Origin of the sequence: Pseudomonas sp. S10E 269, assembly GCF_002798465.1 — a bacterium.
GTDB lineage: Bacteria > Pseudomonadota > Gammaproteobacteria > Pseudomonadales > Pseudomonadaceae > Aquipseudomonas > Aquipseudomonas pergaminensis.
The window spans coordinates 651,397-665,435 of the sequence record NZ_PHIJ01000001.1; the positions used below are offsets into that span (position 1 = coordinate 651,397).

General features: G+C 60.6%; 15 protein-coding genes, 1 tRNA gene and 1 pseudogene. 13 read left to right on the top strand and 4 right to left on the bottom strand.

Going from position 1 to position 14,039, the window contains the following annotated elements:
• The first annotated feature begins 34 nt into the window (after positions 1 to 34).
• Genes CWC48_RS03155 through CWC48_RS03165 form a run of 3 tightly spaced genes read left to right on the top strand, consistent with a single transcriptional unit; the run spans position 35 to position 3,024 of the window.
• A complete protein-coding gene (locus CWC48_RS03155) occupies positions 35 to 493 on the top strand; it encodes a tripartite tricarboxylate transporter TctB family protein (RefSeq protein WP_078047339.1) in 459 nt (152 codons plus the stop codon).
• Position 494: 1 nt separating this feature from the next.
• Positions 495 to 2,009 (top strand): tripartite tricarboxylate transporter permease, encoded by a 1,515-nt coding sequence (locus CWC48_RS03160; protein WP_012722750.1) that lies wholly within the window; start codon positions 495 to 497, stop codon positions 2,007 to 2,009.
• The gene (locus CWC48_RS03165) at positions 2,002 to 3,024 is read left to right on the top strand and encodes an AbrB family transcriptional regulator (RefSeq protein WP_100491318.1); all 1,023 of its coding nucleotides are present in this window, start codon (positions 2,002 to 2,004) and stop codon (positions 3,022 to 3,024) included. Before CWC48_RS03160 ends, CWC48_RS03165 begins: the two co-directional genes overlap by 8 nt.
• 18 nt (positions 3,025 to 3,042) lie before the next feature.
• Here CWC48_RS03165 and ung read toward each other — a convergent pair whose 3' ends face one another.
• The gene (gene ung, locus CWC48_RS03170; protein ID WP_099492529.1) at positions 3,043 to 3,735 is read right to left on the bottom strand and encodes a uracil-DNA glycosylase; all 693 of its coding nucleotides are present in this window, start codon (positions 3,733 to 3,735) and stop codon (positions 3,043 to 3,045) included.
• A gap of 134 nt (positions 3,736 to 3,869) precedes the next feature.
• On the opposite strand from ung, the gene CWC48_RS03175 reads away from it, so the two are divergent.
• Positions 3,870 to 4,982, top strand: coding sequence for an enoyl-CoA hydratase/isomerase family protein (locus CWC48_RS03175; RefSeq protein ID WP_100491319.1), 1,113 nt, complete (start codon positions 3,870 to 3,872; stop codon positions 4,980 to 4,982).
• Between the two features lie 53 nt (positions 4,983 to 5,035).
• On the opposite strand, the gene CWC48_RS03180 is transcribed toward CWC48_RS03175, so the two are convergent.
• Positions 5,036 to 5,401, bottom strand: a complete 366-nt coding sequence (locus tag CWC48_RS03180) for a hypothetical protein (RefSeq protein WP_078047330.1) — start codon at positions 5,399 to 5,401, stop codon at positions 5,036 to 5,038.
• 262 nt (positions 5,402 to 5,663) lie between these two features.
• Here CWC48_RS03180 and CWC48_RS03185 point away from each other — a divergent pair, with 262 nt between their 5' ends.
• From CWC48_RS03185 to CWC48_RS03225, 9 genes and pseudogenes are all read left to right on the top strand, one after another.
• Positions 5,664 to 7,286 carry a methyl-accepting chemotaxis protein gene (locus CWC48_RS03185; RefSeq protein WP_100491320.1) on the top strand — a complete coding sequence of 541 codons (1,623 nt, stop codon included), beginning with the start codon at positions 5,664 to 5,666 and terminating at the stop codon, positions 7,284 to 7,286.
• Between the two features lie 85 nt (positions 7,287 to 7,371).
• Positions 7,372 to 7,584 (top strand): cysteine-rich CWC family protein, encoded by a 213-nt coding sequence (locus CWC48_RS03190; protein WP_100491321.1) that lies wholly within the window; start codon positions 7,372 to 7,374, stop codon positions 7,582 to 7,584.
• Positions 7,584 to 8,276 (top strand): pseudouridine synthase, encoded by a 693-nt coding sequence (locus CWC48_RS03195; protein ID WP_100491322.1) that lies wholly within the window; start codon positions 7,584 to 7,586, stop codon positions 8,274 to 8,276. Before CWC48_RS03190 ends, CWC48_RS03195 begins: the two co-directional genes overlap by 1 nt.
• Before the next feature lie 304 nt (positions 8,277 to 8,580).
• Positions 8,581 to 9,465: an alpha/beta fold hydrolase gene (locus tag CWC48_RS03200; RefSeq protein ID WP_099492525.1), complete on the top strand. Its 885-nt coding sequence runs from the start codon at positions 8,581 to 8,583 to the stop codon at positions 9,463 to 9,465.
• 153 nt (positions 9,466 to 9,618) lie between these two features.
• Positions 9,619 to 9,692, top strand: a tRNA-Gly gene (locus tag CWC48_RS03205).
• A 187-nt stretch (positions 9,693 to 9,879) separates the two neighbouring features.
• Positions 9,880 to 10,404 (top strand): DUF3833 domain-containing protein, encoded by a 525-nt coding sequence (locus CWC48_RS03210; protein ID WP_078047325.1) that lies wholly within the window; start codon positions 9,880 to 9,882, stop codon positions 10,402 to 10,404.
• A gap of 23 nt (positions 10,405 to 10,427) precedes the next feature.
• A complete protein-coding gene (locus CWC48_RS03215) occupies positions 10,428 to 10,733 on the top strand; it encodes a DUF6482 family protein (protein WP_078047324.1) in 306 nt (101 codons plus the stop codon).
• A gap of 358 nt (positions 10,734 to 11,091) precedes the next feature.
• Complete coding sequence (locus tag CWC48_RS03220; protein WP_100491323.1) at positions 11,092 to 11,337, top strand: type II toxin-antitoxin system ParD family antitoxin; 246 nt, start codon at positions 11,092 to 11,094, stop codon at positions 11,335 to 11,337.
• Between the two features lie 88 nt (positions 11,338 to 11,425).
• Positions 11,426 to 11,620 (top strand): annotated as a pseudogene (locus CWC48_RS03225) (type II toxin-antitoxin system RelE/ParE family toxin); the annotation flags it as partial.
• Between the two features lie 9 nt (positions 11,621 to 11,629).
• On the opposite strand, the gene CWC48_RS03230 reads toward CWC48_RS03225, so the two are convergent.
• Both CWC48_RS03230 and CWC48_RS03235 read right to left on the bottom strand, forming a co-directional pair.
• Complete coding sequence (locus tag CWC48_RS03230) at positions 11,630 to 12,823, bottom strand: MFS transporter (RefSeq protein WP_100491324.1); 1,194 nt, start codon at positions 12,821 to 12,823, stop codon at positions 11,630 to 11,632.
• On the bottom strand, positions 12,820 to 13,983 hold the full coding sequence (locus tag CWC48_RS03235; protein ID WP_100491325.1) for an MFS transporter: 1,164 nt from the start codon (positions 13,981 to 13,983) through the stop codon (positions 12,820 to 12,822). Before CWC48_RS03235 ends, CWC48_RS03230 begins: the two co-directional genes overlap by 4 nt.
• Positions 13,984 to 14,039: the final 56 nt, after the last annotated feature.

A 14,039-nucleotide genomic window follows, 5' to 3' on the forward strand; every position in this document is an offset into this window, starting at 1 on the left:
CCCTTGATCCAGTGGCGTGGCCCAGGAGTTTCACATGCTCTTACAACGCATTTTCGCCGCCGTGCTGCTTCTGGCCTGCGCCGGCCTGGCGCTGATGGCCTGGCCCTATCAGGCGTCGTTTTCCTACGAGCCGGTAGGACCTCGCGCCTACCCGCTGCTGATGCTCGGGCTGATGAGCCTGGCACTGATCTACATGCTGTTTCGCCCACAGCCGACCAAGCACACGGAAGAAGAACCCGCGCTGGACCGCGAGACCCTGGTCAAGATCGGCGTATGCGTCGCGCTGTTGATCGTGTTTGCTGGCACTTTCGAACCCCTGGGTTTCATCCTCAGCAGCATGCTGATCGGCATCCCGATGGCGCGCCTGTATGGCGGCCGCTGGTTGCCCAGCGTGGTGATCGTCAGCCTGATGGCGATTGGTCTTTATCTGCTGTTCGATAAAGCCATGGATGTGCCGCTGCCCCTCGGCCTGCTCGACGTTCTGGAGAACTGATATGGATACTTTCGGCTACTTGGGCCAGGGCTTCGGCGTTGCACTGTCCCCTTACAACCTGGTGACCGCACTGTGCGGCACCCTGATCGGCACCGTGGTCGGCCTGTTGCCGGGCCTGGGTCCAATCAACGGCGTGGCGCTGTTGATCCCCATCGCGTTCGCCCTGGGCCTGCCGCCGGAATCGGCGCTGATCCTGCTGGCAGCCGTGTACCTGGGCTGCGAATACGGCGGCCGTATCAGCTCGATCCTACTGAATATCCCGGGCGAAGCCTCCACCGTGATGACCACCCTCGACGGCTACCCGATGGCCCGCAAAGGCCTGGCCGGTGTGGCGCTGTCGTTGTCGGCGTGGAGTTCGTTCATCGGCGCGTTTATCGCCACCTGCGGCATGGTGCTGTTTGCGCCGCTGCTAGCCAAATGGGCGATTGCCTTCGGGCCGGCGGAATATTTCGTACTGATGGTGTTTGCGATTGTCTGTCTCGGCGGCATGGCCGGTGACAAACCCTTGAAGACCTTTGTTGCAGCGCTGATCGGCCTGTTCCTGTCGGCGGTCGGCATCGACGCGAACAGCGGCGTGTACCGCTTTACCGGCGACAACATCCACCTCACCGACGGCATCCAGTTTGTGGTGTTGGTGCTGGGCCTGTTCTCTATCAGTGAGATCCTGTTGCTGCTGGAAAAAACCCACCGTGGCCAGGAAGCCGTGAAAGCCACGGGCCGCATGATGTTCAACCTCAAGGAAGCGGGCGCGGTCTTTGTCGTCAACATCCGCTGCGGTTTACTGGGTTTCATCATGGGCGTGTTGCCAGGTGCCGGTGCGACCTTGGCCTCGGCCGTTGCCTACATGACCGAAAAACGCCTGGCCGGTGCCAGCGGCAAGTTCGGCCAGGGCGACATGCGCGGCCTAGCTGCTCCAGAAACCGCCATCGGCGCGTCCGCCTGCGGCGCCCTGGTGCCCATGCTGACTCTCGGCGTACCCGGTTCGGGCACCACGGCGGTGATGATCGGCGCGCTGTCGCTGTACAACATCACCCCGGGTCCGCTGCTGTTCCAACAGCAACCCGACATCGTCTGGGGCCTGATCGCCTCGTTGTTTATCGCCAACATCATGCTGGTGATCCTCAACATCCCGATGATCCGCATCTTCACGCGCATCCTCGCCGTGCCGAACTGGGCGCTGGTGCCGGTGATCGCGATCATCACTGCCATCGGGGTGTACGCGGTGCACGCTACCACCTTCGACCTGTTCCTGATGGTCGGTATCGGCATCTTCGGCTACATCCTGCGCAAGCTCGACTTCCCGCTGTCGCCGGTACTGCTCGGCTTTATCCTCGGCGGTTTGATGGAGCAGAACCTGCGCCGTGCGCTGTCGATCTCCAACGGTGACCTGCAGATTCTCTGGTCGAGCCCGATCACCTTTGGTGTGTGGGTACTGACGGCGCTGATGCTGGCCTTCCCGCTGATCCGCATCTACCGCAAACGTGCCCTGCAGCGTCGTGCCGTGGCCGATGTCTGAGGTCACCTTTAAACATTGGTGGGGAACACCGCTGGTCGGCCTGGCCGGCGGTTACCTGGCCAGCCTCGTCGGCTGGCCTTTGCCGTACATGGTCGGCTCGTTGCTGGCGATTATCCTGGTGCGCTGCCTCACGCCGTGGCAGTTGGCGGAGATTCCCGGCGGGCGCAAATGCGGCCAATGGGTAGTGGGGATCGGGATTGGCCTGCACTTCACGCCGGTGGTGATTGAGCAGGTAATGAGCCACTTCGGCCTGATCTTCGTCGGCGCGCTGGTCACCAGCCTGTCGAGCGTGGTCGGCGTGTGGTTGATGCGCCGCAGCGGTGAAGACCGCGCCACGGCGTTCTTCTCCAGCATGCCGGGTGGCTCCGGTGAGATGGTCAACCTCGGCGCCCGCAATGGCGCGGTGCTCAGCCGGGTCGCGGCGGGGCAGAGTCTGCGGGTATTGGTGGTGGTGCTGTGTGTGCCGGCGATCTTCAAGTACTTGCTGGGTGGCGGCGCGCCGCAGTTTCATCCGGCGCCGGTGAGTTGGCCTTGGCTGTTGGCGCTGTTTCCGATAGGCGCGCTGGTGGCCTGGGGTTGGCAGCGGTTGCGTCAGCCAAACCCGTGGTTGTTCGGGCCGCTGCTGGTGAGTGCGACGGCCAGCGTCGTGTGGGATTTGCATATTGGCCTGCCAGACGGCGGCAGCCAGATTGGCCAATGGTTGATCGGTAGCGGCCTGGGTTGCCACTTCAATCGTCAATTCTTTCGTCGCGCGCCCTCGTTCATGGGCCGCACCCTGATTGGTACGGCCTTGACCATGGCGCTGGCAACCTTGGCGGCGGTAGGGCTGAGTGTGTTGACCCATCTGGACCTGCGCTCGCTGACCCTGGGCATGATGCCCGGCGGGATTGCCGAGATGAGTCTGACGGCTGAGACACTGCAACTATCGGTGCCGCTGGTGACCGCGATGCAGGTGATGCGGCTGCTGTTTGTGCTGTTCCTGGCAGAGCCTCTGTTCAGGCATTGGAACCGTTAGCCCGAACCGTGAAGCGAATCAGAGTGGCGGCAACCGCCACTCGATCGGCGTCTCACCATTCTGCTCAAGAAACTTGTTGGTCCGGCTGAAATGCCCGCAACCCAAAAACCCGCGATACGCCGACAACGGCGACGGGTGCACCGACGTCAACACCAGGTGTTTGGTCGCGTCGATCAGCTTCTGCTTGCCCTGCGCATGCGCGCCCCATAGCAAAAACACCAGATGCGGCTGGTGCTCGCTGACCACCTCGATAATGCGGTCGGTAAAGAACTGCCAGCCCTTGCCCGCATGGGCGTTGGCATTGGCGCGCTCGACGGTCATGGTGGTGTTGAGCATCAGCACGCCCTGGTCGGCCCAGCTTTGCAGGTAGCCGTGGTTGGGGATGTCGATGTTCAGGTCGCGCTTGAGCTCTTTGTAGATATTGACCAGCGACGGCGGCGCCGGCACGCCCGGTTGCACCGAGAAGCACAGGCCGTGGGCCTGGCCGGGGCCGTGGTACGGGTCCTGGCCGAGGATCACCACCTTGACCTTGTCCAGCGGTGTGGAGTTGAGTGCGTTGAAAATCAGCGGGCCGGGCGGGTAGATCTCTTTGCCGGCGGCGTGTTCCTGGCGCAGGAATTCGCGCAGCTGAGCCATGTAGGGCTTCTCGAACTCGTCACGCAGCGCGTGTTTCCAGCTGGGTTCGAGTTTGATACGGTCATCGTCGGTCATGATTGAAGGGTCTTGTAAATAGAATGGGCGAACCCTAGGAAAGCCGACCCCGCTTGTCAATTGATCTGACACACCACCGACACTTTCCTACGAAGCGATCATACTCATCCTTCAACGTATCGAATGAGGTCACGATGAACCTGCACTTCGAAGAGCTGACCGGCAGCGACGGTGCCCGCATCGGCATCGCCAGCCTCGACGCTGAAAAATCCCTCAATGCCCTTTCCTTGCCGATGATCCTCGCCCTGGGCGACCGCCTGGACACCTGGGCCAAGGACCCGAACATCGTTTGTGTACTGCTGCGCGGCAACGGCTCCAAGGCGTTTTGCGCCGGGGGTGAAGTGCGCAGCCTGGCGCAGGCTTGCCGCGAACAGCCAGGTGTCGTGCCGTCGCTGGCTGCGCAGTTCTTTGCGGCGGAATACCGCCTGGATTATCGCCTGCACACGTACCCTAAACCGCTGATCTGCTGGGGTCACGGCTACGTGCTGGGCGGCGGCATGGGCCTGTTGCAAAGTGCCGCCGTGCGCATCGTTACACCGAGCAGCCGGTTGGCCATGCCAGAGATCAGCATCGGCCTGTACCCGGACGTCGGTGCCAGCTGGTTCCTGTCACGCCTGCCGGGCAAGCTCGGGTTGTTCCTGGGCCTCACAGGCGCCCATATCAATGGCCGCGACGCTTTGGACCTGGGCCTGGCCGACCGCTTCCTGCGCGACGACCAGCAAGACGAACTGCTCGACGGCCTGCTGCAACTGAACTGGCAGGAACAGACCTCGATGCAGCTCAACAGTCTTCTCAAGGCGTTGGCCCAGGAAGCCGTCGAGCAAAAACCGGAGGCACAATGGCTGCCACGCCGGGCGCAGATCGACGAATGGCTGGACGTGGGCGATGTGCGGTGTGCCTGGCGGGCCTTGAGCCAACTGCGCGAACATACTGACCCGCTGTTCAGCCGGGCCGGCAAGACGCTCAGCGAAGGCTGCCCATTGACCGCACACCTGGTGTGGGAACAGATCCAGCGTGGCCGGCATCTGTCACTGGCGCAGGTGTTCCAGATGGAATACACCCTGAGCCTCAATTGCTGCCGTCACCCCGAATTCAGCGAAGGCGTGCGTGCGCGGCTGATCGACAAGGACCAGACGCCGCATTGGCATTGGCCGGATATCACTGCGATTCCGGAGGCGGTGGTGCAGGCGCATTTCAATAAGGCGTGGGAAGGTCGCCACCCCTTGGCCGACCTGTCCGATTACTAAATAGTTGCCCATAAAAAAGCGGCGCTTCATGCGCCGCTTGCAATGCAGACCTGTCAACGGTGACCGCCGCGGCCACCCCCATGGTCGGAACCGCGACCGTGCCCACCATTTCCCCAACGGTCGCCGCCGCCCCAACCCTGGTTCGGGTAAGGCCGGTAACCTGCGCGCGGTCCGTAGTAGCGCGGTGCCGGCTGGTAATAACGCGGCGCCGAGTAGTAGCGCGGTTGTGGCGCGTAGTAGCGCGGTGCGGGGTAGTAGTCACGTCGATAGGGATACGCCGTGCCACCGCCGTAGTAGTACACCGGCGCCGGTGAGGTGTAGACCTCGGATCGATAGTAGCTCTGGCCTCCATCGTAATAAGGCACACAAGCAGAAAGGGTCAGACCGAGTAAAGCGCTGAGCAGCAGTCGTCGATACATGGCGGCCTCCTGGACCGCGGAAGAGCACCTCCAGCGACGCGGGAGGGCGGCATTCAGCTTTCACTGAATGACGAAACATCTGACATCAAAAACGGAATCTGGTGCGTTTTCGCAACAGCTTGATACATCTGCACCCGCTTTATCGATTCAGTAAATTTGTCTGGCTCGCAACTTTATCAATTGCGATGATGTCACTATGACATCGCACCGTGCCAGGGAGGCTCTAGCGTGCGCCCTTCGCTACCCTGTCCGGACCTGACCCATGAAGATTTCAACCAAACTGCTGCTCTCGTTTCTACTGTGTGCGCTGGTCACCCTGGCGGTGGGCCTGCTGGGAATCAAAGGGGTGGTTCGCCTCTCCACGGCATTGGAACTGACGTTTTCCAACAACCTGGTTTCGGTGAGCAACACGGCCGCCACGCTCAACGGCCTGGTGGCCCACAACCGCGGCCTGTACCGCTTGATGGATGCCAGCAGAGGCGACGTTTCCCCACAGGACCGCGACCGCGTGCGCCAGGACATCGCCCAGGAACTCAAGCGTAGCCAAGCGTCCTACGCCTCTTACCGCGCAACGCCGCTGGAAGATGACGAACGGGCAGCGGGAGACAAACTTGACCAGATCTGGCCCAGCTACATCAGCAACTCTGAACGCATAATGGCACTGCTCGACGGCGGCCAAGTCGACCAGGCCCGGGCCCAGCTCAATACCAGCAACAACGAACTGTTCCGCCAGGCGCGTGAGCTGATCCGCGTAATGATCGAGTCCAATAACCGCCAGATCAAGGAAGGCGCGGTCGCAGCCGATGAGCTGCGCAACAGTGCATTGACGTGGATGATCGGCGGCATTGTGCTTGCCTTCCTCATTGCGATCATCATCGGTATGTTGATCACCCGCCTGATCACCCGCCCTATCGCTCAAGCCGTGCAGAGCGCACAGCGCATTGCCCAGGGCGACCTGACCCAGGCCATCATCACCGAGCGCACCGACGAAGCCGGGCAACTGCTGATGGCGCTGTCGGACATGCAAGGCGGCCTGAAAAGTACCCTCGTGGAAATCGCCAACGCGTCCGACCAGCTTGCATCGGCGGCCGAGGAACTGAGTGCGGTCACCGATGAAAGCAGCCGCAGCCTGACCCGCCAGAATGATGAGATCCAACAAGCAGCCACCGCCGTCAACCAGATGACCGCCGCCGTGGACGAAGTGGCCAGCAACGCTGTCTCGACCTCTGAAGCCTCGCGCCAGGCCACCACCGAGGCCGAAGATGGCCGCCAGCAAGTGGAACAGGCGGTGTCCGGCATGAGTTCGATGGTGGTCGAGATTAACGACTCCACACAATCGGTTGCAGACCTTGCCGGCCAAGTGCGAGAGATCGGCAAGGTGATCGATGTGATCCGAGGCATTGCCGACCAGACCAACTTACTGGCCCTCAACGCCGCCATTGAAGCCGCCCGCGCGGGTGAGCAAGGGCGTGGGTTTGCGGTGGTTGCCGATGAAGTGCGGGCGCTGGCTCATCGCACCCAGACGTCCACGGTGGATATTGAAAAGATGATTGGTGAAGTACAGACCGGCGCCGACGATGCGGTCGCGGCAATGAACAAGAGCCTGACCTGGGCCAACAATACCCAGACCCTGGCGCAGAACGCCGGCGAAGCGTTGCAACGCATCACCGCCAGTGTGGCGAAGATCAATGAGCGCAACCTGGTGATTGCCTCTGCCTCGGAGGAACAGGCCCAGGTGGCCCGCGAGGTGGACCGCAACCTGTTGAACATTCAGGACCTGTCTACCCAGACGGCCGCCGGAGCCCATCAGACCAACGCCTCCAGCCAGGACCTGTCGCGCCTGGCCACCTCGTTCAACGTACTGGTCAGCAAGTTCCAGCTCTAAGTAGCCTGGGCAGGGTCGGCCCTGTATCGTACGAGGCACACCGGGATTCTCCGGACTATTTGCCAGACCCAGCCCGAACCTGCCCATGACCACGCCAACCCTTTGCCCCGCCTGCGGCGCCCGCAACGACTGCTCCCTGGCAGACCCGCGCACGGTCGACCAGGCGTGCTGGTGCTACAGCGTCACCATCGACCCGGCCGTGCTCCAAGCCTTGCCCGAGGAATTGCGCAACAAGGCCTGCCTATGCCCGCGCTGTGCCCAGGTCGATGTGCAGTTGCGTGGCGCTGAGCCAACGTAATGCGGGTTGATCGGTTCCTCAGTAACCTGCCCCGGTTCAATCGCAAGCAAGTGCGGCTGTTGCTGATTGAGCGGCGGGTGTCGGTGGATGGCGTGGCGGTCAATGATCCCCATCACGAAGTGCGGGAATTCAGCCGCGTGTGTGTTGACGATGAAGTACTGCAGGCGGGCAAACCGGCGCGCTACTTCATGCTGCACAAGCCCCAGGGTTGCGTGAGCGCCACGGCGGACCCGCAGCACCCGACCGTGCTGGATCTACTCGATGAGCCGGGCAAAGACGAATTGCACATTGCCGGTCGCCTGGACTTCAACACCACCGGCCTGATGCTGATCACCAACGACGGCCAATGGTCGCGTCGCCTGACACAACCGCAGACCAAACTGCCCAAGGTTTACCGGGTAGAGACCGAGCAGGACATTGGCGCGGAGTACGCCGCCACGTTTGCACAGGGCCTGTATTTCGCGTTCGAAGACCTGACCACCCAACCCGCCGAACTGGTGTTGCTGGGGCCGAGAACCGCGCGGCTGAGCATCATCGAAGGACGCTATCACCAGGTGAAGCGCATGTTCGGGCACTTCGATAACAAGGTCATCGGCCTGCATCGCGAGCGCATGGGGCCCTTGGTGCTGGATGCCGCCCTCGCGCCCGGCCAATACCGGGTGCTGACTGACGAAGAAATCCGCCAGGTCTGATGACCGTTCAGCCGGTGATGGCAAAAAACCGCTTCACCGCCTTGCGAGCTGCCCGCTCTGCTGCTTGAATCAGGATCACCCGTTCAAATATGACTGGCGAGTCGCCTATAACCTCCAAGAACCACCTTGCCCCGCCCGCGCTTGATCCACGGGCCTTCCCGGCAAACAGCCCGCCATAACAACAGCCGTCGGCCAGCCGTCATTGGATCGACATGGGCCTCCTTTTCCAGGCGTATGCCTACCTGTCATAAAGCTCGTGCAGAGTGATCTGCGCGCCCTACCCGCTTGCCAGGAGTCTTACGACATGAGGCCAGAAATCGCTGTGTTGGATATACAGGGTCAGTATCGGGTTTACACGGAGTTCTATCGCGCGGACGCTGCTGCAAAGACCATCATCCTGGTCAACGGCTCCATGGCCACCACGGCATCCTTCGCCCAAACCGTGAAAAGCCTGTACCCGCAATTCAATGTGGTTTTGTACGATCAGCCCTACGCCGGCCGCTCCAAAATCCACAACCGCCACGAGCAAATGCTGACGAAGGAAGTCGAAGGCCAGCTCCTGCTGGAACTCATCGATCACTTCGCCGCCGAACACGTACTGTCCTTTTCCTGGGGCGGCGCCGCCACCCTGGTTGCCCTCGCCCATCGCCCGCGCCGCGTGGAGAAGGCCGTGATCAGCTCGTTCTCCCCGGTGATCAACGCCCCGATGCGCGACTACCTGGAACGCGGCGTCGACTACCTCGGCAACCTCGACCGCGACCGCGTCGGCCACCTGGTCAACAGCACCATCGGCAAACACTTGCCGTCGCTGTTCAAGCGCTTCAACTATAAACACGTGAGCAGCCTGGCCGAGCACGAGTATGGGCAGATGCACTTTCACATCAGCCATGTGCTCAACAGTGATCGCCTGTGCTACCTCAAGGCCGCCAAGCAGATCGACATTCCGGTGTTGTTTCTCAACGGTGAATGGGACGAATACACCAGCGCCCAGGACGCCAAGCTGTTTGGCCAGCATGTGGCCAACAGCAGCTTCAGTACGATTCAGGCGACGGGGCATTTCCTAGACATGGAGCACAAGGCCGCATGCCGGGACAGTCGTGACGCGGTGGTGGGTTTCTTGAAACCGGAGCGCCAGGTCAGCCGATTGCGTTATCACCATGGCCAGACGCAGCATGCGTTTGCAATCTGAGGGGTGGGCGCTGGCTTGCCTGCGATAGCATCACTGAAGTGTGACGGGCACACCGAGGTGTCGATATCGCAGGCAAGCCAGCGTCAACCCCCACATTTTTGAAGAAAAACTTCAAATCCCGACGAACATCTGGTACAAAGTCAGCCGCTCTGAGCGGGTATAGTTTAATGGTAGAACAGTAGCTTCCCAAGCTTCCGACGAGGGTTCGATTCCCTCTACCCGCTCCACTCAAATTCGCGTTCTGTGTCAGGTTGTTTTTGACGGCGGATGCAAAAAAAACCGGTCCTTTGAGGCCGGTTTTTTTATGGCTGCGATTTAAGACGCCGATCATTCGCCTCGCCCACACCTATACAAATCAATATTTTTGTACAAGTATTACTCCAACGCGCTGAGGCACGATCAAGGAGCCGAGCAATGACACGTCTACTGGTTTCATTGTTGCTGGTGTTGAGCTTGAGCAATTGCGCCAACGTAGGCGTCGAGCACTACGCCGACCAGCAACCGCAGTTGGACCTGGAGCGGTTCTTCAGCAAGCCCGTCAAGGCCTGGGGGATTTTCCAGAAGCGCTCGGGCGAAGTGGCCAAGCGCTTTGAAGTGAACATCGCCAGCCGACGCGAGGGTAATGCCTTGATTCTCGACGAACGCTTCCTGTACAGCGACGGCACGCGACAACAGCGGGTGTGGACACTGACACCGGATGGCCCGGGGCGCTGGCGCGGTCGGGCGGGTGATGTGGTTGGCGAGGCCATTGGCGAAGTGGCGGGTAACGCACTGCGTTGGCGCTACCGGCTCAACCTACCCGTGGACGGTTCCGTCTATGAGGTGAGCTTTGATGACTGGATGTACCTGATGGACGAAGACACCCTGATCAACCGCTCCAGCATGACCAAGTTCGGCGTCGAATGGGGCCAGGTCACGTTGTTCTTTCGTCGCCAGTGAATGACCCACAGCAGGAGTGAATCATGAATTTGCACAGGCTGACTGAACTGGCAGTAAATGGAGAAATTCGCGAGCTGCAGCTGCTGTCGCTGGAGGGTGGATTCTATATCGCGCGTATCAGGCTGGATCATGTCGAGATGACGTTGCTGGACGATGACAACCAGCCATTGCGCATCCGTTCCACCACGCATTTACGCAACCTGTTGCAACGGGTTCCGCCGTTTCCCTGTGTGCTGGTGCAGCACTGTGTGCACGATGAAATGTGCGGTGTTCGGGAAGGCCCGGTTGGCGCATTGCGGATTCCGTTTACGCTGGAGTCATGCGTTTAAGGCTGTGCATGTCTCGGCTCCCCCTATGGTATGGGCAGCCTGGGAAGACACGCCTTAAACAGGCCACCCATAGCGAACAGCTCAGACTAGTCTGATCCTCGTGTAGGCAATGCCGCAAGACCTGCACCCGCCCTTTGCACAGCCAGAAACCACCTGCAATTCCAAGTAATACCCCCCTTTAAAGACCATTTGAAATCATCCCACCGTTCGCATCATCCTGCTGAACCTCATCGAAGCAAGAACCCAAGAAAATACCTTCGGCATCGGCCCACAGTGACACGCCGATCATCCAGGTACGCGATTTCGCACCAATAGTATGATAGCGCTCGCTGTCACTCTTTGGACTGGAGGCGCTCCCATGGGAACCGTACGAGAAACCATCACTGTTACTGACCAGCAAGACGGCTGGATCAAAGCGCAGATAGAAGCGGGTCATTACACCAATGACAGTGAATACATCCGCGATTTGATAAGGTGTGAACAAGAGCGCAGCGCTGAAATTGAATCAATCCGCGCAGCGTTGAAGGAGGGTGAGTCCAGCGGCGAACCTCGTTTATTCAACCCCGATGAGTTCAAGAGAAGAATGTTAAAGACATATGACTGAATACCGTCTTACACCTGCGGCAGAGTGTGATCTTGAAAACATTTGGGTTTACAGCGCTCAGACGTAAAGCGTAGAACAGGCTAACCGCTATATAGACATTCTGACGAAAGCGTTCGAGCAGTTGGCGCAGCAGCCAAGGATTGCGCCAGCCTGCAACGAGATACGCACGGGATACCGCCACTATTGCCTTGAAAGACATACGCTCTATTTTCGGATCGTCCCGTATGGGATTGAGATCGTTCGTATCCTGCATGATCGAATGGATAGATTACTCATTTTGTAATTGCGCGCGTCAACCCGGCTCATTCGTTCCCCGCTGCACCACCCACGCCAACGGCAACGTCACCAACAACACCCCCGCCAATACCGTCACGGCCACCGGTACGCCCAGCGTATCCCCCACCCCGCCAAACACCACCGGCGCCAGCGCACCGCCACCAATCGTGCCGGTGTAGAACACCGCAAATGCCTGCTCCCGCTTACCTCCACCCGCCAGGTCAGGCACGGCGCCGTACAACACCGACGACGTGCCATTGAGCACCAGTCCCAGCAGCGGCAACATCACCATCAGCGCGGTCAGCGGCACATACACCGCAGCGACGATCAGCAAGGCCGTGCTGCTTTCCGTCAGCCACACCGTCCTCATCATGCCGATGCGCGCGCCCAGGTAGCCGCACAATAACTTGCCGAACGCGCCACCAATAAACAGCAGGGTCAGGGCCAGGCCAATACCGGCAGTGCCCGCCCCTTTGGCTTGCAGCAAAAACGGCAGGAAGGTGAGAAAACCCATGCGCACGGCGCTGTCGAGAGTGCCAGTGAGGATCAATGCGCGCAGACCGCTGACAGAGCCGACTCCCGTAGAGGACTTGGTTTTTTGGGTCGCCACCGAGGCGTCCGGCTGGCTGGGGATCAACCACCACAACAGCCCCGCCGCCGCCAACCCCAACAACCCGAGAAGCGTAGCACTGGCGCGCCAACTGATGACCGTGAGCAACAAGCCGACCAGACCGGGAACCAGGGTCTTGCCAATGTCACCGGCGAAGTTGTACTGGGACAAAGCCTGCTTGATGCCGCCACCGTCCTCGTAAGTATCGCTGATCATCGAGGATGCCAGCGGGTGTTGCGTGCTTGCCCCCAAGCCGCCCAGCAAAAGCGCCAGCAGTAACATCACCAGTCCAGTGGCTTGACCCACCACTAGATAAGCCGCACCGGCGAGCGCGGTTCCGCCTACCAGCAGCGGTACACGGCCCCAGCGTTTTGCCGCGCGGCTGGCCATGAGCTGGAATACGGCCATCATTCCTGAATAGGCCCCGCGCAGAAGTCCAACCTGGGCGTAGGACAGCGCAAACTGCGTCTGCCAGATCGGCAGCAGCACGTAGATGACGTCGGTAAGGCCATCATGCACGGCGTGGGCGCTGCAGCCAGCGATCAGCGTGCGGCGACGGGATGACGAGGCGGGGGTGGGCACGGCGACTGTGTCGTTCATGGTGTCGGGATCAATTGAGGTTTAGGGGGCTTCCAGCCGGTCAGGGCGATCAGCAAGGTCAGTATTTGGAAGGTGATAATCAGCACCACACACCCGGCCCAGCCCCAGCGCTCCCAGATCAACGCCGGGACAATCGCACCGCAACTGCCACCCAGGTAATAGCACGTGAGGTACACGCCCACGGCGCCGGCCTTGTTGTCGCGGGCGGTAGCGGCGGTGAAGGCGTTGGCCGCCGCCTGGGCGAGAAACACACCGGTGGAACTGAGGGCCAAGCCCACCACGATGCACCACAACGAGGGCACCAGTGTCAGCGCTGAGCCGCTGATGCCGAGCACCGCGGCCACGCTCAGCAGTTCAGCGTGAGGTCGGGATTTGCTGAGGCGTCCGGCGATGGGAATCACGATGAGCGCCAGCAAGAACACCATGTAAAGCGTGCCCAACGCCGCAGGCCCGAGGTTGAATGGCGGTAATCCCAGGTACAAACCTGCGTAGGTAAACGCTGCAACTTGAGAGAACAACACGCAAAAACCGACAGCGTAAGCCGCCAGCAAGGGCTTGCGAAAAACGACCGAGAATGAGGACTGAACCCTCACCGAGCGCACACGACTGACAGGCAACAGGAATTGAATAAACCCACCCACCATCAGGCTCAGCACTGCCAGCAATTCAAAGGCTTCGCGCCAGCCTACGTATTCAGTCATCACCCCTGTGACAAAGCGCCCGGCGAACCCACCCAGCACCGTACCCGCCACATACAGGCTGGTGACCTCCGTTACCGTGCCGCCGCTCCAGCGGTCGCCGATATAGGCCACGCTGGTGGCAAACACCACCGGGATCAACATGCCTTCGACAAATCGCCACACCAGCACTTCGGCAAAGCTGTCGGCATAGGCGGTCATCAAGGCCGGCACCGCCAGCAGCAAGGCCGCCACGCTGATCACCGTGCGTTGCTCGAAACGGCCGGTCAGCCGGCTGACAAACGGCGCAGTGATCGCCACGGCCAGCGTCGTTACGGTGATGCTCCACCCCGCTGCCTTGGCGCTGATGTGAAACTGCGCGGCAAACGTCTGGAGAATGCTCTGGGTGGCATACAGGTTGAGGAACGCCGCGCAGCCACACAGGAACAGGGCAAGACGGGCACAATGCAGGCGCGGTTTCATGAAACCTCTCGTTTTATTTTGTGAGGTCTTTATAGAATGGCCGGCGGGTCCTGAAC